Genomic DNA, 24,798 nt, shown 5'->3' with positions numbered 1-24,798 from the left:
TTCACTCCTGCGTCGGTGCGGGTTCGTCGGCCGCGTCGGCCGGCGCGGCGGGGACGGACGTGGTGGTGGGTTCGGGGCTGCCGGCGTACTCGTCGACCGTCAGCTCGGCCCCGCCGTCGGCCGGGCCGGTCCAGCGGACGGTCAGCTCCTCCAGCGCCTGTTCCTGCACGAACGCGACGAGGCCCTGCCGGTACAGCTCCAGCAGCGCCAGGAACCGGGCCACCACCTCGAGCGTCATCTCGCAGTCGGCGCAGAGCAGCGAGAACGTGGCGACCCCGGCGCGGCGCAGCCGGTCGGCGATGATGCCGGCGTGTTCCCGGACGCTGACCCGGACCATGTGCACGTGCGCGATGGAGACCTCGGGCACCGGTCTCGGGCTCATCGCCTTCACCGCGAGCTTGCGCAGCCGCTCCGGACCGATGCCGAGCACCAGGTCGGGCAGCGCCTCGGCGTACCGCGGTTCGAGGGTCACCGCCCGCGGGTAGCGCCGGCCGCCGACCGCCTCCAGCTCGGCGATGTGCGCGGCGGCCTCCTTGTACGCCTTGTACTGCAACAGCCGGGCGAACAGCAGGTCACGCGCCTCCAGCAGCGCCAGGTCCGCCTCGTCCTCGACCTCGGCCGAGGGCAGCAGCCGGGCCGCCTTCAGGTCGAGCAGCGTGGCGGCCACCAGCAGGAACTCGCTCGTCTCGTCCAGGTCCCACTGGTCGCCCATGGCGCGCAGGTACGCGATGAACTCGTCGGTGACCTTGTGCAGGGCGACCTCGGTGACGTCCAGCTTGTGCTTGCTGATGAGCTGGAGCAGCAGGTCGAACGGGCCGGTGAAGTTGTCCAGCCGGACCGTGAAGCCGCTGGTCTCCGAGGTGGCGGGCACCGCGCCGTCGACCTCGACGGCGGCGGCGGGGTCGCCGGGGCCGTGCGGCGGGTCGAGGGGCGGTGCGGTCACCGGGAAACCGTAGACGACGCGGCGGGCGGCCGGCGTGCGCCCTACCGGTCCGTCTGGGCGGCGATGACCTCCCGCGCGAGCTGCCGGTAGTTGCGCGCGCCGGAGGAGGCCGGGTCGAGGGTGGTGATCGGCGCACCGGCCACCGTGGACTCCGGGAACTTCACCGTCTTGGTGATGACGGTCTGGTAGACCTTGTCGCCGAACGCCTCGACCACCCGCTGCAGCACCTGGCGGCAGTGGGTGGTGCGGCTGTCGTACATGGTGGCGAGGATGCCTTCGAGTTCCAGGTCGAAGTTGAGCCGCTCGCGCACCTTGTCGATGGTGTCCAGCAGCAGCGCCACACCGCGCAGGCTGAAGAACTCGCACTCCAGCGGGATGAGCACGCCGTGCGCGACGGTGAGCGCGTTGATCGCCAGCAGGCCCAGCGAGGGCTGGCAGTCGATCAGGATGAAGTCGTACTCCTTGCGGATGCTGCGCAGCACCCGCGCCAGTGCCATCTCGCGGGCGACCTCGTTCACCAGCTGGATCTCGGCGGCGGAGAGGTCGATGTTCGCGGGCAGCAGGTGCAGCCCGGCCACGTCGGTCTTGATCAGGACGTCCTCGGCGGTGACGTCGTCCTGCATCAGCAGGTTGTAGACCGACAGGTCCAGGTTGTGCGGGTTGACGCCCAGCCCGACGGAGAGGGCGCCCTGCGGGTCGAAGTCGACGAGCAGCACCTTGCGGCCGTACTCGGCCAGGGCGGCACCCAGGTTGATGGTCGTCGTGGTCTTGCCGACGCCGCCCTTCTGGTTGGCCATCGCGATGATCCGCGCCGGGCCGTGCCGGTCGGTCGGCATGGGTTCGGGGATCGGCTTGCGCATGGTGTAGGCGGCCGGGTCGGCGGGGCCGAGATCGGCGCCGAGCGTCGCCTGCTGCTCACGGAGCTCCGACGTCCAGGTCTCGGCACGGTCACCGTTTCCTGCCATGTCCTCGTTGCCCCCTCCCGACGACCACCTGGCGTCGGAGCCGTCCGACGTCCCTCGCGGCGCCGCTGCGCACCTCCGGTCCGTCGCACCTGGAGGCCCGCGCCGATGCCGACTGTACGCCACCGGCCAGCAGCGCGTTCGGTAGCGGGTCGGCGTGTCGGCCGCCCGTCAGGCCGGGATCACCACGCCGGCTCTCAGCGGGCCCGGGGGTGGGCGGTGGCGTACACCTCGCGCAGCCGTTCCACTGTCACCAGCGTGTAGACCTGGGTGGTGGTCACCGAGGCGTGGCCGAGAAGTTCCTGCACCACGCGTACGTCCGCGCCACCGTCGAGCAGGTGCGTGGCGTACGAGTGACGCAGCGTGTGCGGCGAGACCGCGTCGGGCCCGTCCACCGGCAGGCCGGCGCGGGCGGCGGCGGTGCGCAGCACGGCCCAGGCGCCCTGCCGGGTGAGCGGGCCGCCGCGGGCGTTGACGAACACCGCGTGGGTGCCGCGCCCGGCGGCGAGCAGCGCCGGGCGGCCCCGGACCAGCCAGGCGCGCAGCGCGCCGGCCGCGTACCCGCCGACCGGGACCAGCCGGGTCCGGCCGCCCTTGCCGCGCAGCAGCACGGTGCCGGCGTCCAGGTCGAGGTCGTCGACCGCCGCGCCGACCGCCTCGGAGATGCGCGCGCCGGTGCCGTACAGGAACTCCAGCAGCGCCCGGTCGCGCAGCGCGCGGGCCGCGGCGTCGCCGGTGGCACCGGGCAGATCGGCGGCCTCCAGCAGCCGCAGGACCGCGTCCACGGGCAGCGCGCGGGGCAGCCGGCGCGGCGGCGCGGGCGGGCGGACGTCGCGGCTGGGGTCGGCGCCGGCGAGTCCCTCACGTAGCGCGAAGCGGTGCAGACCGCGGACCGCGCTGGCGGCGCGGGCGGCGGAGGAGACGGCCAGCGGCGGGTGGTCGTCGTCGCCCGCGCGCAGCCGGACCAGGTGGGCCTCGACCTGCGCGGGCCCGGCGGCGGCCAGGTCGTCCACCCCGGCCGCGGCGAGCGTGGCGAGGTAGCGGTCCAGGTCCCGGCGGTACGACGCGAGCGTGTTCGCGGACAGCCCGCGCTCGACGGTGAGGTGGTCCAGGTAGGTCCGGACCGCACGGCGCAGGGCCGGCGCGGGTTCCGCGCCGGCCCTGCGCACGGCGGCTTCGGTCAGCTCAGCACCTCGTCCAGCGGCAGCACGTCCATGCCGTGCGCCTCGGCGACCGGGCCGTAGACGACCTTCCCGGCGTGGGTGTTCAGGCCCAGGGCCAGCGCCGGGTCGTTGCGCAGCGCCTGCTGCCAGCCCTGGTTCGCGAGTTCGAGGGCGTACGGCAGGGTGACGTTCGTCAGCGCGTAGGTGCTGGTGTTCGGCACCGCGCCGGGCATGTTCGCCACGCAGTAGAAGATCGAGTCGTGCACCTTGTAGACCGGGTCGGCGTGCGTGGTCGGGCGCGAGTCCTCGAAGCAGCCGCCCTGGTCGATGGCGATGTCGACGAGCACGCTGCCGGGCTTCATCCGGGAGACCAGCTCGTTGGAGATGAGCTTCGGGGCCTTCGCGCCGGGCACCAGCACCGCGCCGATGACCAGGTCCGCGTCGAGCACGGCCCGCTCGATCTCGTACGCGTTGGAGGCGACGGTCTGCAGGTGGCCCCGGTAGATGGCGTCGGCGGAGCGCAGCCGGGCCACGTTCTTGTCCAGCAGCAGCACCTCGGACTGCAGGCCCAGCGCGATGGCGGCGGCGTTCAGGCCGGACACGCCCGCGCCGATGACCACGGTCTTGGCCGCGTACACGCCGGAGACGCCGCCGGGCAGCACGCCGCGCCCGCCGCCGGTGCGCATCATGTAGAAGGCGCCCACCTGCGGGGCGAGGCGGCCGGCCACCTCGGACATCGGGGCGAGCAGCGGCAGCGAGCGGTCGGGCAGCTCGACCGTCTCGTACGCGATGCCGGTGACCTTCCGGTCGACAAGCGCGTCGGTGCACTCGCGGGACGCTGCCAGGTGCAGGTACGTGAACAGCACCTGTCCCTCGCGCATCCGGTGGTACTCCTCGGCGATCGGCTCCTTGACCTTGAGCACCAGCTCGGCGGTGTCCCACACCGCGTCGGCGGTGGCCAGGATCTTCGCGCCGGCGGCGGCGAACTCGTCGTCGGTGATGCTGGAGCCGACGCCGGCGCCGGCCTCCACGAAGACCTCGTGGCCGTGGCGGGTGAACTCGTTGACGCCGGCGGGCGTGATCGCCACCCGGTACTCGTGGTTCTTGACCTCGCGGGGGATTCCGACCTTCACGATGCAGACACCTTCCTCCGGGGCGGCTCACCCCCGACTGCGTGGCCGTGCCGGCTCCGTTGCCGGCGCGGTCCTCCTGTCCCGCCGGCGGCAGTCTAGGCCCGCGGGAAGCCCACGGACGGCGACACTGTGACATCCGGTACCCGCTGGTCCTGACGGTGTGTCAGGCATGCCGTGGACTGCCCGGTGGAGACGCCCTCCGCCGACAGGACAAAGTTCGGTGACATCTTCCCACCGGGCGAGCGGCGAGACCGACAGGACGTGAAGCGATCACTATTGTGTCCGCCCATGACCACTCCTTATCAGCAGTACCCGCAGGGCGTCTCGGACAAGAGCAAGGTCGTCGCGGGTGTTCTCGGCATTGTGCTCGGGTTCTTCGGCGCCGGGCGGTTCTACATGGGCGACACCAAGACCGGCGTCCTCCAGCTCGTGGTGAGCGTCGTGACCTGCGGCTTCGGCGCGCTCTGGGGCACCATCGACGGCATCCTGATCCTCGTCAACGGCGGCGTCGACGGGCAGGGCCGGCCGCTGCGGGACTGAGCGCCGGCACACGGAAGGGGCCGCGCGGTGCGTCGCACCGCGCGGCCCCTTCGTCGTCCGCGCCGGATCAGCGCGGCAGCGGCGCCTCCGGGCGGCGCAGCTCGGTGAAGCCGGTGTCCCGGGCGCGGGCGGCGGCGAGCAGCCCGGCCACGCAGGACGCGTTGGTGATCTCGCCGGCCAGCACCATCCGCACCGCCTCGTCCAGGTCCACACGGACCACCTGGAGGTCGGCCTCCTCGTCGCGCCGGTCGTGCCGCTGCCCGGCCGGCACGTCGGCCAGGTCGCGGGCCAGGAACACCCGGACCACCTCGTCGGCGAAGCCGGGCGAGCTGTGCAGGTCGACGAGCACGTCGACGCGCCCGGCGGTCAGGTCCGCCTCCTCGGCCAGCTCCCGCAGCGCGGCGGCGGCCAGGTCCTCGCCGCCGACGTCCATCAGCCCGGCGGGCAGCTCCCACAGGTGCCGGCCGACCGGGTGCCGGTACTGGCGGATCAGCACCACCTGACCGGCGTCGTCGAGCGCCACCACGGCGACCGCGCCGACGTGCCGCACGTAGTCGCGGGTCGCGCTGCCGCCGCCGGGCATGGTGACGTCGTCGCTGACCACGGAGAAGATCCGGCCGGACCAGATCTCCCGGCGGCCGGTCACCTCGTACCGGTGCTCGACGCCGCTCACGCCGCCTCCCCGCGCGCCCGCGCGGACCGGCCGCTCACTTCGCCGACGCCTTCGCGCCGCCGCGGCGCCCGGTCTTCTCCGCCGCGCCGTCCAGGTCCACCGGCAGCTGGTCGGCCTGCGAGTACGCCACGGCGGCGCCGACGAACGCGGCGAACAGCGGATGCGGGCGGGTGGGGCGGCTCTTGAGCTCCGGGTGCGCCTGGGTGGCCACGAAGAACGGGTGCAGGTCGCGGTCCAGCTCGACGAACTCCACCAGCCGCCCGTCCGGCGAGGTGCCGGAGATCCGCAGGCCGACCTTGGTGAGCTGGTCCCGGTAGGCGTTGTTCACCTCGTACCGGTGCCGGTGCCGCTCGCTGACCTCGGTGCTGCCGTACGCCTCGGCGACGATCGAGCCCTCGGCCAGCGTCGCCGGGTACGCCCCGAGCCGCATGGTGCCGCCCAGGTCGCCGCGCCCGGCGACGATGTCCTCCTGGTCGGCCATGGTGGCGATGACCGGGTGCACGGCCTCCTCGTCGAATTCGAGCGAGTTCGCCCCGTCGAGGTTGCCCAGGTGGCGGGCCACCTCGATGGCCATGCACTGCAGGCCGAGGCAGAGGCCCAGCAGCGGGATGCCGTTCTCCCGCGCGTACCGGGCGGTGCCGACCTTGCCCTCGATGCCGCGCACGCCGAAGCCGCCGGGGATCACGATGCCGTCGACGCCGGACAGCGCCGCGGCGGCGCCCGCCGGGGTCACGCAGTCGTCGCTGGGCACCCACTTGAGCTGCACCCGGGCGCGGTGGCCGAACCCCGCCGCCCGGATCGCCTCGCTCACCGACAGGTACGCGTCGGGCAGGTCGACGTACTTGCCGACCAGCGCGACGGTGATCGTGTGCCGGGGCTGGTGCACCCGCTCCAGCAGGTCGTCCCAGCGGGTCCAGTCCACGTCGCGGAACGACAGGCCGAGGCGGCGCACCACGTACGCGTCGAGGCCCTCGCGGTGCAGCACCTTCGGGATGTCGTAGATGCTCGGCGCGTCGGGCGCGGCGGTGACCGCCTCCCGGTCCACGTCGCAGTACAGCGACAGCTTCTCCTTGACCTTCTCCGGAATCTCCCGGTCGCAGCGCAGCACCAGCGCGTCGGGTTGGATGCCGATGCTGCGCAGCTGCGCCACCGAGTGCTGGGTCGGCTTGGTCTTCAGCTCGCCCGACGGCGCCAGGTACGGCACCAGCGACACGTGCAGGTAGAAGCAGTTGTCCCGGCCCAGGTCGTGGCGGATCTGCCGGATCGACTCCAGGAACGGCAGCGACTCGATGTCGCCGACCGTGCCGCCGACCTCGGTGATCACCACGTCGGGCACCTGGCCCTCGGCGTCCGGGTCGGCCATGCCGAGGATCCGGGCCTTGATCTCGTTGGTGATGTGCGGGATGACCTGCACCGTGTCGCCGAGGTACTCCCCGCGCCGCTCCTTGGCGATCACCGCCGAGTAGATCTGTCCGGTGGTGACGTTCGCCTTGCCGGAGAGGTCCCGGTCGAGGAACCGCTCGTAGTGGCCGACGTCGAGGTCGGTCTCGGCGCCGTCCTCGGTGACGAAGACCTCGCCATGCTGGAACGGGTTCATCGTGCCGGGGTCGACGTTCAGGTACGGGTCGAGCTTCTGCATCACCACGCGCAGTCCGCGCGCGGTCAGCAGACTGCCGAGGCTGGAGGCGGTGAGGCCCTTACCCAGCGAGGAGGCGACGCCCCCGGTGACGAAAATGTGCCTGGTCGTCCGTGCTGTAGGGGCCAAGGCCTGCTCCCGTGTCGTCCGTAGCGGTCGTGCGAACCGCCGTGCCGATCAGCAGAGTGATCACGCGATCCACGGGATTCCACGGTAACACCATCCGGACCGTGAGCCGGCGTCGCACCCGCTGTCGGCGCACGTGAGACCGTATCCGGCCCTCCCGCGGGTTCCCGTGGCGCTCCTGCGGGCCGGGTCCGGGCCCTTGATCGACACCAGCTCGCCGATGCGGTGCCCTCCACCGGGCCTCGACCCCGCCACCTACCCGACCTGGCGGAGGCGGCAGGCCCGGCGGGCACGCGGACGGGGTCAGCGGGCAGGAAGGTCCGAGGACGGTCGGGTCGGCTGTGCGGGAACCCGCACGCCGGCATCGGCGCGCGACCCGTCCGGCGTTTCCTTGCCCGCGCAGTCCGGCCGGTCCGGTTCGTCCGGTTCCTCGGTCTCCCCCGGGTCGCCCGCACCGTCGGTGGCCGGGCCGTCGGCGGCCGACCGACCACCACCCGCACCGTGAGCGGCCGGGCCGTCGCCGGCCGCGCCGCCCCTGGAGGAGGTGTCCGGGCCACCCGGTGGCACCACGCCCGTCTCGCCGCCGCCACGCCCGCTGTCGGGCACCGTGCGGTCGGTGGAGTGGTCGAGCACCCGCAGCGCCGCCAGGGCCGCCATCGGCACCACGAGGGCCGCCGCCGCACCGGCCACGTCCAGCGCCGACCCGCTGAGCACACCGCCCAGCCCGACGGCCACACCGGTGCCGGCCATCGCCGCCCGGATCGCCGGGTAGATGCCGAACAGCCGCATCAGGCCGCCCCACGGCTGGAGCAACGCGAGCCAGACCAACGCGGCCCCGGCCAGGGCCAGCACGGTCAACGGGCTGTTCACCAGCGTCTGGATGTTGGAGCTGCTGGACCGGTGCACGGTCAGCCCGCCGGTGCCGTCACCGAGCGCCGCCAGGAAGCGGCCCAGGCTGCCCCGCTCCGCCGCCGGACGGCCGAGGTCGACCAGGGCGAAGCCGACGGTCACCGCCAGCGCGGCCATGGTGGCCCAGGCCAGCCGGCTCACCGTGAGCCAGCCGCCGCTGCAGATCGCGGCCGCCACGCTGACCCCGGCGGTGAGCGCGATCGCGCCGATCGAGTCGGCGCCCAGGTACGGGCTGCCCACGATCACCACCGCGAGCCCGCCGACCGTCACCATCACCATCGGCCGCCAGCCCCGGCGGAACCGCTGGGCGAGCCAGCCTCCGCACAACAGCGCCCCGGCGACGAACACGCCCAGCCCGACGGTGCCGAGCCCGGCGTACCGGCCGCCCTCCAGCGCCGAGTAGCCGACCACCCCGTTGAGCTGCAACCGGGAGCCGGTGAGCACGTCCACGCCGACCACGAGCGTGGCCAGCCCGGCAACGGCCCCGAGCGGGCCGAGCGTGCGCTCGTACCCGGGACTGAACCGGACCGCTGCGGTGCCGGCGAGAACGAGCAGCGCGGTCACCGAGGCGTACCAGAGGCCGGCGTGGTCGCCGCGCCACCAGGGCACGGCGTCGGCGAGCAACGCGGCGGGCACCGCGAGCGCGGCGGCGACCAGCAGCAGCTCCACCGCCGCGACGATCCGCCGGGACACCGGTTCCGGCCCGTGCGGACCGGCGAGCCGGCGGGCCCGGCGCAGCAGCGGCAGCACCGCCACCGCGAGGGCGAGCTGGGCGGCGGCCAGCAACGTGAAGAACCAGCCGGCGACGCGGCGCTGGGCGGCGGCCTCCCGGTCCGCGTCGGCCGGCGCCTCGATCGCGGCCCGCAGGTCGTCCGGCCGGTCGTCGACAGTCACCGCGGGCCGGCCGAGGAACGCCCGGTCCGGCATCGGCTTGTCGAGCACGGCGAGCACGGTCGGGGCCAGGTCGATCAGTTGCAGGTAGCCGGACCGGGCGGTGCTGGGCGAGGTCAGCCAGCCGCCCTCCCAGCCGGGGCCGTCGGCGACCGCGACGTGCAGCCGCGCCGGAGAGTCGGTGTCGGAGACGCCGGCGACGAGCACCAGCGAACGCGGCGGCCGGGCGGCGAGCACCCGGGCCAGCCGGGCGTCGGCCTCCCGCGCCTGGGCGGCCCGTACGGCCGGGTCGTCGTCGTCGACGGTGCCGACGTCGACGATGCTCAGCACGCAGGAGCCGAGCAGTTCCGCCGGGTTCTCGGGGAGCGACGGGGCGTACCTGTCGACCCGGCCGAACGGGCGGGCCGCGGCCACGGCGGCACCCGGCCCGACCGCCACCGAGCAGCGCACCGACTCGGCCAGCGCGCCGGGCGTCGCGCCCCAGGACAACTGCTCCTGGTTGTGCGCCACAGCGCTCGGCTGGTCGGGCAGGTTCGCGCCGATGGCGTCGGGCCGCTCGACGGTGACCCCGCTGGCCGGGCAGCCGCCGCCCGGCCGGGCGCCGGGCCAGGCGGCGAAGTTCCCCGCGCCCACCGTGAGCCAGCCGTCGACCGGGCAGGTGGGGCGGTGCGCGGAGCGTACCGACAGCGACCCGATCGCGCCCTGCTCGGCCATCCGCCACAGCGTCGGCGTGTTCTCCGGGTCGACGTCGTCCCACCGCAGGCCCGCCGCGCCGACGAGCACCACGAAGTCGGCGTTCGGCCGGGTCGAGCCGTCATCCGGCCGGGCGGAGAGCGCGGCGACGCCCAGCACCACCACGACCAGGGTCAGCAGCACCGGGGTCAGTCTGCGCAGCATCAGCGGTTCCCCGTCGAGAGCTGCGGTGTCAGCTCGGCGTAGAGGCCGGCGAGTGCGGCCACGGTGTCCGCCTCGGTGGGCCAGGTCGCGGCCCGGGCCAGGCCGCGGCGGCCCAGGTCGGCCCGGCGCACCGGGTCGTCGAGCAGGTCGCGCACGGCCGCGTCGACGGCGTCCACGTCGCCGGGCGGCACCAGCACGGCCGCGTCACCGACCAGGTCCGGCAGCCCACCGACGTCGGTCGCGACGAGCGGTACGCCCGCCCGCAGCGCCTCCTGCGCGAACAACTGGCGGGCCTCCCAGTCGCTCGTCACCACCGCCAGGTCGGCGGCGCCCAGCAGGTCCGCCACGTCGGTACGGTGCCCGACCAGTGTCACCGGCGCGCGGGCGGCCGAGATCCGGGCGGCCAGCGGCAGGTACGCCGGGCCGCTGCCGGCGATCACCACGAGCGGGGCGGGGGTACGGTTCCGCCAGCGGGCGGCGGCGTCGATCAGCACGTCGTACCGCTTCTGCGGGTGCAGCCGGCCCACCGAGAGGATCAACTGCTGGTCGGCGGCGGCGAACTCGGCGCGTACCGCCGTGCGGCGGCGGCGCGGCGCGGGCAGCGCCGGCGCCGCGACCGGAGCGAGGCGGGCGTCGGCGGCACCGAGCGCGGCGGCGCGGTCGACCAGGTCGGCGGAGGCACCCAGGGCGACCCGCACGGACCGGGCGACGACCCGCTCGACCAGCCGGGACACCGCGCCGCGCAGGCCACCGGCGAGGACCGCGTTGTGCCAGGTGACGACCAGCGGCGCGGCGGGACGGGCGAGCGCGGCGACCAGGCCGGCGCGCAACCCGTGCGCGTGCACCACGTCGACGGGCGTGTCCGTGAGCGCCCGGCGCAGCGCGGTGACCGCGCGCGCGTCGCCCGGCGTGGGGCTGGCCGGGATCTCCACCGGCGTGAACCGGGCCCCGGCGGCGGTGAAGTCGAACTGTTCCTCGGTGGCGGCCGGGCCGCAGACCAGCACCGACGCGCCGGCCTCGGTGAGCCCTCGGGTGATCGAGCGCACGTGCTGCCCGACCCCGCCGGTGCTGGAGGCGAGCACCAGGGCCACCGACCCGGGCCAGCGCGGTGCCGGCGAGGCGTCCGTCATGAGGAAACGGTCTCCCTTCCGTCACCCCGCTCGCCGGGGTGCTGCTGCGCCGGCGGGCCGTCGTCCCCGCCGGCCGGGCGTCGCCGGCGTAGCCGGCGGGTCACGGTCGCGAGCAGCGGCCGCAGGTCGCGGGCGTCGGTCAGCCAGGCGACGGCGAGGAACAGGACACCGACCACGACCCCGGACAGCATGCCCTGCGCGAGGGCCCACGGTGTCGTCGGGGTGCCGTCACCGAGCCCGGCGAGTCCCGCCGCGACGGCCGCCCCGCCGGCTCCGGCGACGACTGCCGCGAGCAGTCCGGCGGCTCCGGCCCGGCCGGCACCGGCCAGCGCCTCGCCACCCGCGGCCCGCCGGACCGCGGCGATCAGCAGCACGCCGAGCAGCAGCATGCCGGCCGAGTTCGCCAGCGTCACCGCGAGCACCCGGTCGGCCAGCGGCGCCACCTGCGCGGACACCACGGCCAGCGCGGGCACGCTGAGCCAGCCGAGCGCGGTGGCGACGGTGGCCGCGCGGGTCTCGCCCCGGGCGTAGAGCGCGCGGCTGAGCACCGCGAACAGCCCGTAGCCGACCAGGCCGGGCGCGAAACCGGCGATCCCGGCCGCGGCGGTGCGGGCGTCGACGGGGTCGGCGAAGAAGAAGTGCCCGACCGGGATCGCGGTGCCGGCGAGCGCGGCGGCACCCAGCAGGCTGAGCAGCACGACGCCGCGTACCGCCGGGGCCAGGGTCTGGCGGTAGGCGCGCTCGTCGCCGGTGGCCCGGGCCGCCACGAGCGTCGGGTACGCGGCCACCGCGAGCGGCACGGCCAGCACCGCCCAGGGCAGGAAGTAGACGGTCTGGGCGAGGTTGTAGACGCTGACGTCGGCGGTGCGGCCGTAGGTGACCTGGTTGAGCGCGACCACCAGGGCGATCTGCTGGGCGGCCACCGTGACCGCCCCGGCGACCACCAGAGGGCCGACCCGGGCCCGCGCGTCGGCCGGGAACCGGAAGCCCGGCCGGATCCGCAGCCGCAGCCGGCGTACCGGGATCAGCAGCGACAGCGAGAGCACCACCACGCCGAGCGTGGTGCCGGCCGACAGCAACAGCTCGCCGCCGCGCCCGGCCTCCCCGATCGTGGCCAGTCGCCCCTGCGCGGCGGTGAAACCGAGGTAGACGGCGATGACCGTGACGCTGGACAGCAGCGGCGCGATCACCGGCCAGGCGAAGCGGCGGTGCGCCTGGAGCACACCGGTCAGCACGATCCCCACCCCGTACAGCGGCAACTGCGGCGCGAAGACCCGCAGCATCCGCGCGCCTGATGCCTGCTGGGCCTCGCTGAGACCGTTTCCGACCAGGCCGGGCAGCGGGTCGGCGAACACCGCCAGCAGCACCGCCAGCGGCACCAGCAGGCTCAGCGTCCAGGTCAGCAGCGCGCCGGTGGTGGCGGCCACCGCGCGCCGGTCACCCGCCTCGACGGCGCCGGCCAGCAGCGGTACGACGAGACTGGCGAGCGCCCCACCGGCGACGATCTCGAAGATGAAGTTCGGGACGTAGTTCGCCACCAGGTAGGCGCCACCGAGGTCGGTGGGGCCCAGCATCCAGGTGAACACGGCGGTACGGCCGAAGCCGGCGAGCCGGCTGAGGACGGTGAGGACGGCGATGAGGGCGGCCGCCCCGGCGACCCGGCCGGCGGCGGCGAGAGGAGCCGGTTTCGTCACGTCAGTCCGGGAGCCGGCCCAGCTCGTCGAGGTGCCGCAGCCCCGGCGTGGACGCGATGACCTGGGTGAAGCTGACCTTCTCGCTGGCCGCGGTGAGCGCGGCGAGCACGGCCAGCACACCGGCCCGGCCCAGCGGTCCGGTACGTGCGGCCAGGCTCACCCCGAGCAGCGCGCCGAGCGCGTTGGCGCCACTGTCGCCCACCATCACCCGCTCGCCGAGGTCGTCGCCGAACAGCGCGGCCGAGGCTCCCACCGCGCCCGCCGCGACGCCGCCGTACGGGCCGGTGGTCAGCGGCACGCCGAGCAGCATGCCGGACTTCAACGCCCGGCCGGGCCGCAGGTCGAGCAGGTTGACCAGGTTGGCGGTGCCGGCCACCACACCGGCCCCGAGCAGCACGTCTAACCCACGGCCGAACGCCCCGGCCCGCCTGCGGCGCGGGTGTGCGGCGACCCGCCGGTCGGCGGCGAGCAGCGCCGCGGCACCCAGCCCGGCCACGCCCACCCCGGCGACCTTGACCATCCCGGCGGTCACCTGCCCCTCGCGCAGCGCGGCGAGGTGCCCGGCGAACCCCTTGGCGGCCTTCTGTTCGGGGCGCGCGCCGACCACGTCGTCGTAGAGGCCGACCGCGCCCGCGCCGAGCCCGGCGACGAGAGCCGCGGCGCCGGCCGGGGCGCTACCGGCACCCAACGCGGCCCCGGTCGCCGCGCCGACGGCCAGGGCCGGCCCGGCGGCCAGGGTCACGGTACGGCCCCGGTAGTTGGTGCGCTCCAGCGCCGGACCGCCCGGCGACGTGCGCGTCTGGCGCAGCGCGTAGCGGGCGGCCAGCGCTCCCGCGCCCACTGCGAGCAGCCGACCCAGTCTCACGGGACCTCCTCGATCCGGACTTCGAACGCGACGCGGGACGGACCGGGCGGCCCGCCGCGGTCACCGGGGCAGTGTAGGCACCCGGGCGGCGGCGTTGTCGCCCACGCCGTACTGGCCGGTCTTCTTGTCGGTGAGCTGCTGCGCCAGGGCGAGGCTGGTGACCAGCTGGCCCTGCACGGTGTTGGCGTTGTCGACGGTGGAGATGGTCTGCGACAGCACCGGGTCGTCGCGGACCACGGAGACCAGGTTCCCGCCGGTCGAGCCCATGCCGGCGACCACCAGCGCGCCGGCCCGGTCGAACTGCTCGGCGATCTTGACCACCGACTCGTCCTTCTTCGCCGAGTCCTTGTCCACGTACGGCTGGCCGGTGACCATCACCACCGCCTCGGCGGCGGTGGAGATCCGGTCCGCCGGGGTGAGGTATCCGGCGGTGGCGTACTGCTCCAGCACGGCGCGCCGGTCGGCGTCGCTGACCGGCGGGCTCTCGGCCGGGCGGTCCACCAGCACGTTGGCCAGCAGCGCGCTGGAGGTCTCCACGCCGTGCCCGTTGCCGGGCAGGTTGCCGGTGGGGGCGCTGTTCGGCCGGGCCGCGGTGACCGCCAGTTCCAGCAGGTTGTTGTTGCTGTCCGGGTTGACGAACTTGTCCTGCACGTCGATGCGGCCGGTGACGTCGGCGCCGGCGGTCTGGAGCATCTTCACCACGCCCTCGGCCTGGTCCCGGCCGCTGGGCAGGGTGAGCACCAGCACCCGGCGACCGGTCAGCTTGCCGGGCAGGACGAGCTGGGCCATCTCCGCGGCGAAGTCCTCCTCGGTCTCCAGCTGCTTCTGCATGCTGTTGACCGACTGGCGCATCAGCGAGTTGTCCTTGCGCAAGCCGTTGACGTTCTCCCGGAGCGAGTCGGCGACCGGACCGTTGAGGGCGGCTGTGCCGACCACCAGGCCGATCGCCAGCGCCAGGAACACCGCGGTCAGGGACACCACGTGGTAGCGAAAGTTGATCACGCTTAGAGCCTCTTGATCGTCGGGGAGCTAGAAGAGCTGGCCGAGCTGGAACACAAAATTGTCCCACCATTCGGAGACCACGCCCAGATACGCCTTCCCGACGGTGGAGACCGCCACCGCGGAGGCCATCGCGGCCACCGCCGACAGGACGAGCAGCAGCAGCGACGACCCGGAGATGCTCTGCCGGTAGAGCCGGCTGACGCCCTTGGCGTCGACCAGCTTGCCGCCCACCTTCAGGCGGGTCAGGAACGTCGACGCCATGCCGCCGCGCCCCTTGTCGAGGAACTCCACCAGGGTGGCGTGCGTGCCGACGGCCACCAGCAGCGAGGCGCCCTTCTCGTCGGCCAGCAGCATGGCCAGGTCCTCGCTGGTGGCCGCCGCCGGGAAGGTGATCGCCGGTACGCCGAGCCCGTTGACCCGGGCCAGGCCCGGCGCCCGTCCGTCCGGGTAGGCGTGCACGATAACCTCGGCGCCGCAGCGCAGCACGTCGTCGGTGACCGAGTCCATGTCCCCGATGATCATGTCTGGGGTGTAACCCGCCTCGACCAGCGCGTCGGCTCCGCCGTCGACGCCGATCAGCACCGGCTTGAACTCCCTGATGTACGGGCGCAGCACGTCCAGGTCGGCCTTGTAGTCGTAGCCGCGCACCACGATCAGGCAGTGCCGGCCCTGGATCTGGGTCTGGATCTCCGGCACGCCGACGCCGTCGAGCAGCAGGTCGCGTTCCTGGCGCAGGTAGTCCATCGTGTTGGCGGCGAACGCCTCCAACTGCACCGACAGGCCCTCCCGGGCGTCGGCCATCGACTTGGCGACGGTCTCGGCGTCCTGCAGCGAGCCGTGCGCGACCGGCTCGTCACCGACGAGGACGGTGTTGCCCTCGATCCGCACCCGGTCGCCCTCGCGGACGTGCTCGAAGACGCTCTCGCCGAGATCGTCCAGCAGCGGGATGCCGGCCGAGATCAGCACCTCCGGGCCGAGGTTGGGATAGCGGCCGGAGACCGACGGCTTGGCGTTGAGGACAGCCGCCACACCCACCGCGACGAGCGAGTCGGCCGCCACCCGGTCCAGGTCGACGTGGTCGATGACCGCGATGTCGCCGGGTCGCAGCCGCCCGACCAGCCGTTTCGTCCGGCGGTCGAGGCGCGCGGTGCCGACGATGGAGCCCGGCTCCGGGTTCCGGCTCCGGCGCAGTGTGGGTAGACGCATCGTGACCATCCTGGCATGTGAGGCAGGTTTTGCTGTCGCGACATGCCTGAGCAGGGCCGCCTACCCAGGGAAGCACACCGGAACGCGTGCCGGTGTGCTTGCGCTCACAATCGGGGTATCACGGACGCCTTTCCTTGGCCGCCACCGCCAGGAGCTCCTCGGCGTGGGCGATACCCAGATCCGAGTCCGGCAAACCGGCGAGCATCCGGGCCAGCTCCCGGGCACGCTCGGTGTCCTCCACCACGCGCACCCCGCTCGTGGTGACCGCTCCCCCGGTGTCCTTGGCCACCACCAGGTGCCGGTCGGCGAACGCGGCGACCTGCGGCAGGTGCGTGACCACGAGCACCTGGTGGCTGCGGGCCAGCCGGGCCAGCCGGCGGCCGATCTCCACCGCGGCCTGACCGCCGACGCCGGCGTCGACCTCGTCGAACACCAGCGTGGGCGGGCCGCCGGAGCCGGCGAAGACCACCTCGATGGCGAGCATCACCCGGGACAGCTCGCCACCGGAGGCGCCCTTCTGCAACGGCAGCGCCGGCGCGCCCGGGTGTGCCAGCAGCCGCAGCTCCACCTCGTCGGCGCCGTCCGCGCCGACGCCGGTCTCGACGCCGTTCACCGGCAGGCTCGGCTCGGACCGGCCCACCGGGCGCGGCAGCACCGCCACCTCGATGCGGGCGTGCGGCATGGCCAGCCCGGCCAGCTCGGCCGTCACCTCCTCGGCGAAGCGGACCGCCGCCTCCCGGCGGGACGCCGAGACCCGGCCGGCGAGGTCGGCCACCTCACCGGCGAGCCGGGTCGCCTCGCGGTCCAGCTCGTCCAGCAGTTCGTCGGAGGTGTCCAGATCGGACAGCCGGGTCCGGGCCCGCTCGGCCCACGCCACCACGCCGTCGACGTCGTCGGCGTACTTGCGGGTGAGCGCGCGCAGCGCGGCCCGCCGCTCGTAGACGGTCTGCAGGCGGGCCGGGTCGGCGTCCAGGGCGGCCAGGTAGGTCGACAGCTCCGCGGCCACGTCGGTGACGAGGGTGGCCGCCTCCTCCAGCCGGCCCGCCAGCTCACCCAGCGCCGGGTCGGTGCCGGCCTGCGCCTCCAGCGTACGGCGCGCGGTGCCCAGCAGCGCCGTCGCGTCCGGCGTCTCGTCGGTCGCCTCGACGCCGCCGGCCACGCACTGCTGCGCCACCTGCGCGGCGGTACGCAGCCCCTCGGCGTGCTCCAGCCGCTGCGCCTCGGCCTTCAGGTCGTCGTCCTCCCCCGGCTGCGGATCGACCCGGGTGATCTCGTCCAGGCCAAGGCGCAGCAGGTCGGCCTCCTGGTTGCGCTCGCGGGCGTTGCGCCGCCGGTCGGCCAGGTCGTCGACGACGGTACGCCACCGGGCGTACGTCTCGCGCAGCGCGTCCAGCAGCTTCTCGTGCTCCGGCCCGGCGAACCGGTCGAGTGAGGCGCGCTGCTCGGCCGGGCGCAGCAACCGCAACTGGTCGGACTGGCCGTGCACAGCCAGCACCTGCTCGCCGACCTCGCCGAGCGTGGACACCGGCATGGCGCGCCCGCCCAGGTGCGCCCGGGAGCGGCCCTCGATGGTCACGGTGCGGCTCAGCAGCAGCGAGCCGTCCTCGTCGGGCTCGCCACCGGCGTCGAGGATGCGGGCGTGCACCGCCTCGGCCGCCCGTCCACTCAGGCGCAGCCGGCCCTCCACCGCCGCGCGGCCCGGCTGGGCGCGCACCCGGCCGGCGTCGGCACGGCCGCCGAAGAGCAGGCCGAGGCCGGTCACCACCATGGTCTTGCCGGCGCCGGTCTCGCCGGTGATGACGTTCATCCCCGCGGCCAGCGGCAGCGTCGTGTCCTCGATGACGCCCAGTCCGGTGATGCGCAGCTCTTCCAGCACAGCACCCGACAGTAGCCCCGCCGTGTGACAGTTGACCAGCCGGCCGGGCGAGCCGCCGCTGGCCGCGCCCGGGAAGCGGCGGGCCTCACCGCCGCGCCCGGACTCACCTCGTCGCGACCCGTACGCTCACCGTAACGCGCGCGAGCGCCGGGGCCGCTGGACCGAACGGAGCTTTCCGCCGAGCCGCAGGTCAGCGCCGGTTGCCCCGCCAGCCCTGGACGGGAAGGTCGAACTTGGCCACCAGCCGGTCGGTGAACGGGCGTGCCCGCAGGCGCACGATGCGCACCGGCAGCGTGCCCCGGCGCACCGTGACCCGGGCGCCGGGCGGCAGGTCGTAGACGCGCCGCCCGTCGCAGCACAGCACCGCCAGGGTGGTGAACGGGTCGACGGTGATGACGAACGTCGACGTGGGCGCGGTCACCAGCGGGCGGCTGAACAGGGCGTGCGCGCTGATCGGCACCAGCAGCAGCGCCTCCACCTCGGGCCAGACCACCGGCCCGCCGCCGGAGAACGCGTATGCGGTCGAGCCGGTGGGGGTCGCGCAGACCACGCCGTCGCAGCCGTACCGGGACAGCGGCCGGCCGTCCACGTCGACGAGCAGCTCCAGCATCTGGGCGCGTTCGCCCTTCTCCACGCTGATCTCGTTGAGCGCCCACGACTCGATGGTCGGCCCGCCCTCGAACTCGGCGGTGACGTCGAGGGTGAGCCGTTCGTCCACCGTGTAGTTGCGGTCGACCACGTCCCGCACGGCGGTGTCCAGGTCGTCGATCTCGGCCTCGGCGAGGAAGCCGACCTTGCCCAGGTTGATGCCGAGCAGCGGCGCCTTGGCCGGGCGGGCCAGCTCGGCGGCGCGCAGGAACGTGCCGTCCCCGCCGAGCGCGAACACGATCTCGGCGCCCTCGGCGGCCTCCGGGCCGGTCACCGGCACCACGCCCGGCAGATCCAGGTCGTCGGCCTCCTCGGCCACCACCCGAACCTCGAACCCGGCGGCGATCAGGTCGGCGGCCACCGCGCGGGCGTGCTCGGTGCTGCGTCGACGGCCGGTGTGCGTGACCAGCAGCGCGGTACGGCTCACCCGGACACCTCCTCGGTCGTGGCCGCCGTCGCGGCGGCGCCCTGCGGGCCGGCGGCCACGACCGCGCGGACCCGCTCCGGATCGGCGGCGGGCGCGCCCCCGCGCAACCATACGAAGAACTCGACGTTGCCGCTCGGCCCGGGCAGCGGGCTGGCCGCCACGCCGGCCAGGCCGAGGCCCAGCCCGGCGGCGGCCGTGGCCACGTCGAGCACCGCCTCGGCCCGCAGTGCCGGGTCGCGGACCACACCGCCGGCGCCGACCCGCTCCTTGCCGACCTCGAACTGCGGCTTGACCATCAGCGCCAGGTCACCGCCGGGCCCGGTGCACGCGGCCAGCGCGGGCAGCACCAGCCGCAGCGAGATGAACGACAGGTCGGCCACCGTCAGGTCGACCGGGCCACCGATCGCCTCCGGCGTCAGGGTACGCACGTTCGTGCGCTCGAACACCCGGACCCGCTCGTCGGTCCGCAGCGACCAGGCGAGCTGCCCGTAACCGACGTCCACGGCGACCACCTCGGCGGCGCCGCCGCGCAGCAGCACGTCGGTGAACCCGCCGGTCGACGCGCCCGCGTCCAGGCAGCGCCGGCCGGCCACGGTCAGCCCGCCGGGGGCGAACGCGGCGAGCGCTCCGGCCAGCTTGTGGCCACCCCGGGAGACGTACTCCTGCGCCGGATCCTCGCCGGTGACCAGCAGCGGGTCGGCCGGGTCGACCATCGCCGCGGGCTTGCGCGCCCGCACTCCGCGCAGCTGGACGCGACCGGCCTCGACGAGCGCGGCGGCCTGCTCCCGGGAGCGGGCCAGCCCGCGCCGGACCAGTTCGGCGTCCAGCCGGGTACGACGAGCCATCAGGTGTCTCTCCGCCTCTGCTCAGGCCTGGTCGATGGTGGCGAGGGTCTCGCGCAGCGTCTCGTACGCCGCCTCGTACTGGGCGATCTGGTCGGCCGGGGCGAGCGCCTCGGCGTTTGCCATGCCGAGCACGGCGGCGTCGACCGCCGGGTGCCGCGCCTCGCCGACCTCATCGACCGGCGCGGGGCGTATCCCCGAGGGCGGTCCGGGCCGCGGGCCCGGCGGCGGGCCGGGCCGGGACGCGGTCACGAGCCGGCCGCCCGGCGCCCGGTGGTTCTCCTCGCCGGCCGGGCGGGCGCGGCGGGCGAGCCGTCGGCAGGGGTACGGGCCACGGTGGCGGGCGGCTTCTTGGCGATCGCCTTCTTGGCCACCGTCTTCTTCGCCACCGCCTTCGTCGGCGTCGTCGCGGGCGCGGACTCGGCGGCGGACGTCCCGGTGCTCGGCTGCCCGGCCCCCGAAGGCGCGGCCTTCGGCGGCTCGGTCCCGGACGGCTCGGTCCGCGGCGTCGCCGAGCCGGACGCCGCCACGGCTGCGCCGGACGGTGCGGCGGCGGGCTCGGACGATCCGGTGGACGGCGTGTCGCCCGGCCCGAGGTGGCCGCGCGCCTCGCGCAGCTGCCGCTCCAGGTCGCGCACCCGGCGGGTCAGCTCGGCGACCTCGTCGGCGGTGGCCAGCCCGACCGCGCCCAACGCCCGATCCACCTCGAAGCGGACCAGCTTCGTCAGCGACTCCCGGTTCGCCAGGCCGGTCGCGACCAGTTCCTCGGCGAGCGTCTGGAGCTGGGCGGCGGTCGCGCCGCCCTGGCCGACGACGCGCATGACCGCGTCCTGTGCCTTCTTCCGGGGCGCCTCCGTCAGGCCCATGGCCAGCTCGAGGTAGGCGCGCCACGCGTCCTGCATGCCTGAGTCCTTCCGCGGGGCGAGGTGTGCAGGTGCCACGCTACCGGGCACCCCGGACGCCCCATTGCGGTACGGTGCCGGGAACGGCGTGGTTCGTGGTGAGGAGACGATGTGGCCAGCGTGGACGAGTGTCGGCAGGCGTTGCAGGACCTGGCCACGCGGCTGGACCGCAACGCCGAGGCACAGGAACGCATCGACCTCGACCGCACCCTGGCCTGCCGGATCACCGACCTCGGCACCGCGTTCCACGGGCGGCTGGAGGGTGGCCGGTTGGTCGACCTGGCCGACGGCGACGACCCGAAGGCGAAGATCGCGCTGAGCATCGGCAGCGACGACCTCGTCGCACTGGTGCACGGCCGGCTCGACGTCATGTCGGCGGTGGCCTCCCGGCGGGTCTCGATCAAGGCGAACCCGTTCGACCTGATGAAGCTCCGCAAGCTGCTCTGAGCGGTCCGGCTGCCTCAGTCGTCGAGACCGAACGCGGCGAGGGCCTCCTCCGCCGCCGGGGACTGCGCCCGTACGCGCGGGCCGGCCGCCGTCGACCAGGCCGTCGCGCAGAGCGCCGCGAGGGCCTCCAGGGGCGGTCCCGCGCCGTCGAGCACGAGGTCCGCGCCGGCCCGCGTCACCGACCAGCCGCCGCCGGACGCCCGGCCCGGCACCGCCACCACCGCCGCCGGGTCGAACAGGCCCGCCAGGTCGAACGAGACGTACGCGGGACGGCGCTCCTCGGGCGCGGCCAGCAGTTCGGCGGCGTCACTGACCCCGGTGAGCACCAGCAGGCTGTCCAGCCCAGCCCGGCGGGCGCCCTCGATGTCGGTGTCCAGCCGGTCGCCCACCACGAGCGTGCGCCCGGTCCCGGCCCGCCGCGCGGCGGTGGTGAACAGCGCCGGCTCCGGCTTGCCCACCACCACGTCCGGGTCGCGGCCGAGAGCGGTCCGCAGCACCGCGACGAGTGAGCCGTTGCCCGGCAGCGGGCCGCGCGGGCTGGGCAGCGTGCGGTCGGTGTTCGTGGCGTACCAGGGGGCGCCCGCCCGTACCGCGAGGGACGCCTCGGCCAGGTCGGACCAGCCGACCTGCGGGCCGTAGCCCTGGGCCACCGCGGCGGGCTCCTCGTCGGCCGTGGACACCGGCCGCAGGCCCACCGCGCGCAGTTCCGCGCGCAGCGCCTCGGCGCCGACGACGAGCACTGGTGCGCCCTCCGGCAGCCGGTCGCGGAGCAGTTCGGCGGTGGCGGCCGCGGAGGTGAGCACCTCCGCCGGCCGGGCCGCAACGCCCATGCCGGTGAGCAGGTCGGCGACCTCGCTGGAGCGGCGGGACGCGTTGTTCGTCGCGTACGCGACCGCGCGCCCCTCGGCGTGCAGCCGACCGACCGCCTCGACCGCGCCGGGAATGGGCCGATCGATCAGGTAGATGACGCCGTCCAGGTCGAAGACGACGAGCGAGTACGCGTCGACCAGCCGACCGCCCGCTCCGGCGCGGTCGGGTCCTCCCCGATCCGCGCCGGAGGCGGTGTCACCGGCGTTCCCGGTCATCGGCGCTCCGCCGCCTCGCCCTCGCCGGCCGCGGCGTCGCCCGGCGCGGGCCGGTCGGCGTCGTCTGCCGGGGTGGCGTCGGTGACCGGCGCGTCCTTGTCGGTGCCCGAGGTGTCGTCGTCACCGCTCAGCGGTGCGTCGTCGTCACCGTCGTCGTCGTCATCGTCGTCACCGTCACCGTCACCGTTCTCGGCCGACGCCTTGGACGTGTCCGCGTCGTCCTCCGGCTCGTCGTCGCCCTCGATGACCACGCCGTCCAGCTCCAGCAGCCGCTCGGCGGCGTCGGTCTCCCCCTCGGAGTCGACGTCGGCGGCCCGGGAGAACCACTCCCGTGCCTCCTCGCGCCGGTCCACCGCCAGCAGGGCGTCCGCGTACGCGTAGCGCAGCCGCGCCGCCCACGGCTCGGTGGAGTCGCCGGTCAGCTCGCGGACCTGGAGCATCGCCACCGCGGCGTCCTTCTGCCCGAGGTCACCGCGCGCCCCGGCGGCCACGATCAGCAGCTCGATCGCGACGGCCTGGTCGAGCTTGTCCCGGTCCGCGCCGCGGAACAGGTCGATGGCCCGCTCCGGTCGGCCCAGCGCCCGCTCGCAGTCGGCCAGCACCGCCAGGTGGCTCTGCAGGCCGGTCATCCGGTGGTACGTCCGCAGCTCGGCGATGGCGCTCTGCCACTCACCCGCGTGGTACGCGGCCAGCCCGACGGCCTCCCGCACGGCGGCGATCCGCGAGGCGAGCCGGCGGGCCGCCATGGCGTGTGCCAGCGCCAGCGCCGGATCGTCGTCGATCAGCAGACCGGTCGCGACCAGGTGCCGGGCGACCGTCTCCGCCACCGGCTTGGCGAGGGAGAGCAGCTCCGCCCGGACGGCCGAGTCGAGATCGCTCGCGACGACGTCGTCGGGCAGCTCCGGCGCCTCACCGGTACGCCCCTCGCCGCGCTCGTCCTGGCGCTCCCGCTGCGGGCCGTAGTTGCCGGTCCGGCGGTCGTCGCCGCCCGGCCGGTCGCCGTAGCCGCGGCGCTCACCGTCCCGCTCGCCCCGGAAACCGCCCGGCTGCCGGTCGTCGCGCCGGAAGCCACGGTCGCGGTCCCCGCCACGGAAACCACCCTCACGACGGTCACCGCCCCGGAAACCACCCTCACGGTCACCACCACGGAAACCGCCCTCACGGCGCTCGCCGCCGGCGTAGCTCTCCCGGCGATTGCCGCCGCCTTGGTAACCGCCCTCACGACGATCGCCGCCGCGGAAGCCACCCTCGCGGTCACCACCACGGAAGGCGCCGCCCTCACGACGGTCACCACCACGGAAACCGCCCTCACCACGGTCGCCACCACGGAAGCCACCCTCACGGGCGCCGCCTTCACGACGATCCCCACCGCGGAAACCGCCCTCACGGTCACCGCTCCGGAAGCCACCCTCGCGACGGTCACGACCGCCGAAGCCACCCTCGCGACGGTCACCACCGCGGAAACCACCCTCACGACGCTCCCCGCCACGGAAGCCACCCTCACGGTCGCCACCACGGAAGCCGCCGCCCTCACGACGGTCACCACCGCCGAAGCCGCCTTCACGACGGTCACCGCCACGGAAGCCGCCTTCACGACGGTCACCGCCGAAGCCGCCTTCACGACGGTCACCGCCACGGAAGCCACCCTCACGACGGTCACCGCCACGGAAGCCACCCTCACGACGGTCACCGCCACGGGCGCCACTGTCACGGGCACCGCCCTCACGACGGTCACCACCGCGGAAACCACCCTCACGACGGTCACCGCCACGGAAGCCACCCTCACGACGGTCGCCGCCGCCGAAGCCGCCTTCACGACGGTCACCGCCGAAGCCGCCTTCACGACGGTCACCGCCACGGAAGCCACTGTCACGGTCGCCACCACGGAAGCCGCCGCCCTCACGACGGTCACCGCCCTCACGACGGTCACCACCACGGAAGCCACCCTCACCACGGTCACCACCGCGGAAACCACCATCACGGTCGCCACCACGGAACCCGCCTCCGCGACGGTCGCCGCCGTCGCGGCCTCCGCTCCGGAAACCACCCTCGCGGTCACCACCACGGAAACCGCCTTCACGACGGTCACCACCGCCGAAGCCGCCTTCACGACGGTCACCGCCGCGGAAACCACCCTCGCGGTCGCCACCACGGAAGCCGCCGCCCTCGCGGCGGTCACCACCGCGGGCGCCACTGTCACGGTCGCCACCACGGAAGCCGCCCGGGCGGTCGTCGCGGCCGCCCCGGTACGAGGGACGGTCATCGCGACGACCGTCGCGGCCGGCGTCACCACGCCCCTGGCCGCGGTCGGCGCGATCCTCGTAACGACGGGGGCGGTCCCCGCCCTGGGGTCCTGAGCTCACGGGTACATCCTTCCTGATGGCGTTTCCGCCGAGAACGCTAACGCAGTCGAGGGCCGCCCCTGCTGGGGCGGCCCTCGACTGGAAGATTGTCCGGCGGTGTCCTACTCTCCCACACCCTCCCGAGTGCAGTACCATCGGCGCTGGAGGGCTTAGCTTCCGGGTTCGGAATGTGACCGGGCGTTTCCCCTCCGCCATGACCGCCGTAACTCTATGAACATGTCAACCAACCCAACAACACGGGCGGCAGTTTGTTCAGAGTTGCACAGTGGACGCGTAGCAGCTTGGTAGTCAAGTCCTCGGCCTATTAGTACCGGTCAACTGAACCCGTTACCGGGCTTACATTTCCGGCCTATCAACCCAGTCGTCTAGCTGGGGGCCTTACCCCACAAATGTGGGTGGGATACCTCATCTTGAAGCGAGCTTCCCGCTTAGATGCTT

The 24,798-nt window shown here is 74.5% G+C and carries 22 protein-coding genes and 2 rRNA genes; 3 read left to right on the top strand and 21 right to left on the bottom strand.

Translation table 11 applies throughout. From position 1 onward, the window contains the following. Window position 1: 1 nt before the first annotated feature. The 4 genes from GA0070215_RS26380 to ald form a co-directional block, all read right to left on the bottom strand. Window positions 2–943 (bottom strand): segregation and condensation protein A, encoded by a 942-nt coding sequence (locus GA0070215_RS26380; protein WP_244167161.1) that lies wholly within the window; start codon window positions 941–943, stop codon window positions 2–4. 41 nt (window positions 944–984) lie between these two features. Then, entirely contained in the window at window positions 985–1,908 is a 924-nt protein-coding gene (locus GA0070215_RS26375; protein ID WP_018788822.1) for a ParA family protein, read from the bottom strand. Between the two features lie 194 nt (window positions 1,909–2,102). Then, window positions 2,103–3,074: a site-specific tyrosine recombinase XerD gene (locus tag GA0070215_RS26370; RefSeq protein ID WP_018788823.1), complete on the bottom strand. Its 972-nt coding sequence runs from the start codon at window positions 3,072–3,074 to the stop codon at window positions 2,103–2,105. Window positions 3,075–3,085: 11 nt separating this feature from the next. Further along, the gene (ald, locus tag GA0070215_RS26365) at window positions 3,086–4,201 is read right to left on the bottom strand and encodes an alanine dehydrogenase (protein ID WP_091051177.1); all 1,116 of its coding nucleotides are present in this window, start codon (window positions 4,199–4,201) and stop codon (window positions 3,086–3,088) included. Between the two features lie 288 nt (window positions 4,202–4,489). Between ald and GA0070215_RS26360 the strand changes: the two genes are divergently transcribed. Further along, window positions 4,490–4,741 carry a TM2 domain-containing protein gene (locus GA0070215_RS26360; RefSeq protein ID WP_018788825.1) on the top strand — a complete coding sequence of 84 codons (252 nt, stop codon included), beginning with the start codon at window positions 4,490–4,492 and terminating at the stop codon, window positions 4,739–4,741. A 67-nt stretch (window positions 4,742–4,808) separates the two neighbouring features. Here GA0070215_RS26360 and GA0070215_RS26355 read toward each other — a convergent pair whose 3' ends face one another. The 13 genes from GA0070215_RS26355 to GA0070215_RS26295 all read right to left on the bottom strand — a co-directional run bounded on the left by GA0070215_RS26355 (window position 4,809) and on the right by GA0070215_RS26295 (window position 20,465). Then, window positions 4,809–5,414 (bottom strand): NUDIX domain-containing protein, encoded by a 606-nt coding sequence (locus GA0070215_RS26355; protein ID WP_091051173.1) that lies wholly within the window; start codon window positions 5,412–5,414, stop codon window positions 4,809–4,811. Window positions 5,415–5,448: 34 nt separating this feature from the next. After that, the gene (locus GA0070215_RS26350; protein ID WP_036347056.1) at window positions 5,449–7,179 is read right to left on the bottom strand and encodes a CTP synthase; all 1,731 of its coding nucleotides are present in this window, start codon (window positions 7,177–7,179) and stop codon (window positions 5,449–5,451) included. Between the two features lie 300 nt (window positions 7,180–7,479). Then, the gene (locus GA0070215_RS26345) at window positions 7,480–9,873 is read right to left on the bottom strand and encodes a hypothetical protein (protein WP_091051169.1); all 2,394 of its coding nucleotides are present in this window, start codon (window positions 9,871–9,873) and stop codon (window positions 7,480–7,482) included. Continuing rightward, the gene (locus GA0070215_RS26340) at window positions 9,873–11,003 is read right to left on the bottom strand and encodes a glycosyltransferase family 4 protein (RefSeq protein WP_091051166.1); all 1,131 of its coding nucleotides are present in this window, start codon (window positions 11,001–11,003) and stop codon (window positions 9,873–9,875) included. The genes GA0070215_RS26345 and GA0070215_RS26340 overlap by 1 nt, the downstream gene beginning before the upstream one ends. After that, the gene (murJ, locus tag GA0070215_RS26335; RefSeq protein WP_091051163.1) at window positions 11,000–12,697 is read right to left on the bottom strand and encodes a murein biosynthesis integral membrane protein MurJ; all 1,698 of its coding nucleotides are present in this window, start codon (window positions 12,695–12,697) and stop codon (window positions 11,000–11,002) included. The genes GA0070215_RS26340 and murJ overlap by 4 nt, the downstream gene beginning before the upstream one ends. Window position 12,698: 1 nt before the next feature. Then, a complete protein-coding gene (locus GA0070215_RS26330; protein ID WP_091051159.1) occupies window positions 12,699–13,562 on the bottom strand; it encodes a hypothetical protein in 864 nt (287 codons plus the stop codon). 60 nt (window positions 13,563–13,622) lie between these two features. Further along, a complete protein-coding gene (locus GA0070215_RS26325) occupies window positions 13,623–14,564 on the bottom strand; it encodes a copper transporter (RefSeq protein ID WP_018788832.1) in 942 nt (313 codons plus the stop codon). A 27-nt stretch (window positions 14,565–14,591) separates the two neighbouring features. Beyond that, window positions 14,592–15,770, bottom strand: a complete 1,179-nt coding sequence (gene steA / locus GA0070215_RS26320; RefSeq protein WP_026268698.1) for a putative cytokinetic ring protein SteA — start codon at window positions 15,768–15,770, stop codon at window positions 14,592–14,594. A 118-nt stretch (window positions 15,771–15,888) separates the two neighbouring features. Further along, a complete protein-coding gene (gene recN, locus GA0070215_RS26315) occupies window positions 15,889–17,646 on the bottom strand; it encodes a DNA repair protein RecN (RefSeq protein WP_018788834.1) in 1,758 nt (585 codons plus the stop codon). A 190-nt stretch (window positions 17,647–17,836) separates the two neighbouring features. After that, window positions 17,837–18,721, bottom strand: a complete 885-nt coding sequence (locus GA0070215_RS26310; protein ID WP_018788835.1) for an NAD kinase — start codon at window positions 18,719–18,721, stop codon at window positions 17,837–17,839. Continuing rightward, entirely contained in the window at window positions 18,718–19,566 is an 849-nt protein-coding gene (locus GA0070215_RS26305) for a TlyA family RNA methyltransferase (RefSeq protein ID WP_091051155.1), read from the bottom strand. Before GA0070215_RS26305 ends, GA0070215_RS26310 begins: the two co-directional genes overlap by 4 nt. 21 nt (window positions 19,567–19,587) lie before the next feature. Then, complete coding sequence (locus GA0070215_RS26300) at window positions 19,588–19,815, bottom strand: hypothetical protein (protein ID WP_091051151.1); 228 nt, start codon at window positions 19,813–19,815, stop codon at window positions 19,588–19,590. After that, entirely contained in the window at window positions 19,812–20,465 is a 654-nt protein-coding gene (locus GA0070215_RS26295) for a phasin family protein (protein ID WP_091051147.1), read from the bottom strand. Before GA0070215_RS26295 ends, GA0070215_RS26300 begins: the two co-directional genes overlap by 4 nt. A 111-nt stretch (window positions 20,466–20,576) precedes the next feature. Here GA0070215_RS26295 and GA0070215_RS26290 point away from each other — a divergent pair, with 111 nt between their 5' ends. Next, window positions 20,577–20,912, top strand: coding sequence for an SCP2 sterol-binding domain-containing protein (locus GA0070215_RS26290; RefSeq protein WP_091051144.1), 336 nt, complete (start codon window positions 20,577–20,579; stop codon window positions 20,910–20,912). Between the two features lie 14 nt (window positions 20,913–20,926). Here GA0070215_RS26290 and GA0070215_RS26285 read toward each other — a convergent pair whose 3' ends face one another. Together GA0070215_RS26285 and GA0070215_RS26280 are read right to left on the bottom strand one after the other, a co-directional pair. Further along, window positions 20,927–21,997, bottom strand: a complete 1,071-nt coding sequence (locus GA0070215_RS26285; RefSeq protein ID WP_091051140.1) for an HAD-IIA family hydrolase — start codon at window positions 21,995–21,997, stop codon at window positions 20,927–20,929. Further along, a complete protein-coding gene (locus tag GA0070215_RS26280; protein ID WP_091051136.1) occupies window positions 21,994–22,824 on the bottom strand; it encodes a Replicase polyprotein 1ab in 831 nt (276 codons plus the stop codon). The genes GA0070215_RS26285 and GA0070215_RS26280 overlap by 4 nt, the downstream gene beginning before the upstream one ends. On the opposite strand from GA0070215_RS26280, the gene GA0070215_RS26275 reads away from it, so the two are divergent. After that, window positions 22,801–24,354, top strand: a complete 1,554-nt coding sequence (locus GA0070215_RS26275) for a hypothetical protein (RefSeq protein WP_141708253.1) — start codon at window positions 22,801–22,803, stop codon at window positions 24,352–24,354. The genes GA0070215_RS26280 and GA0070215_RS26275 overlap by 24 nt on opposite strands. Window positions 24,355–24,448: 94 nt before the next feature. Here the strand turns inward: GA0070215_RS26275 and rrf are convergent. Both rrf and GA0070215_RS26265 read right to left on the bottom strand, forming a co-directional pair. After that, window positions 24,449–24,565, bottom strand: a 5S ribosomal RNA gene (gene rrf, locus GA0070215_RS26270). Window positions 24,566–24,644: 79 nt separating this feature from the next. Then, window positions 24,645–24,798 (bottom strand): 23S ribosomal RNA (locus tag GA0070215_RS26265); the annotation flags it as partial.

The organism is Micromonospora marina, from assembly GCF_900091565.1.
GTDB classification, from domain to species: Bacteria; Actinomycetota; Actinomycetes; order Mycobacteriales; family Micromonosporaceae; genus Micromonospora; species Micromonospora marina.
Note: the sequence above shows the minus strand (reverse complement) of the source record. Positions and strands in the feature narration are given on the sequence as shown.

Bases quoted from the DNA above. Each gene is read 5' to 3' on its own strand.
- GA0070215_RS26375 (WP_018788822.1), bottom strand. From the start codon at position 1,908: ATGGCAGGAAACGGTGACCGTGCCGAGACCTGGACGTCGGAGCTCCGT.
- GA0070215_RS26360 (WP_018788825.1), top strand. From the start codon at position 4,490: ATGACCACTCCTTATCAGCAGTACCCGCAGGGCGTCTCGGACAAGAGC.
- GA0070215_RS26345 (WP_091051169.1), bottom strand. From the start codon at position 9,873: ATGCTGCGCAGACTGACCCCGGTGCTGCTGACCCTGGTCGTGGTGGTG.
- GA0070215_RS26340 (WP_091051166.1), bottom strand. From the start codon at position 11,003: ATGACGGACGCCTCGCCGGCACCGCGCTGGCCCGGGTCGGTGGCCCTG.
- steA (WP_026268698.1), bottom strand. From the start codon at position 15,770: ATGCGTCTACCCACACTGCGCCGGAGCCGGAACCCGGAGCCGGGCTCC.
- GA0070215_RS26305 (WP_091051155.1), bottom strand. From the start codon at position 19,566: ATGGCTCGTCGTACCCGGCTGGACGCCGAACTGGTCCGGCGCGGGCTG.
- GA0070215_RS26295 (WP_091051147.1), bottom strand. From the start codon at position 20,465: ATGCAGGACGCGTGGCGCGCCTACCTCGAGCTGGCCATGGGCCTGACG.
- GA0070215_RS26285 (WP_091051140.1), bottom strand. From the start codon at position 21,997: ATGACCGGGAACGCCGGTGACACCGCCTCCGGCGCGGATCGGGGAGGA.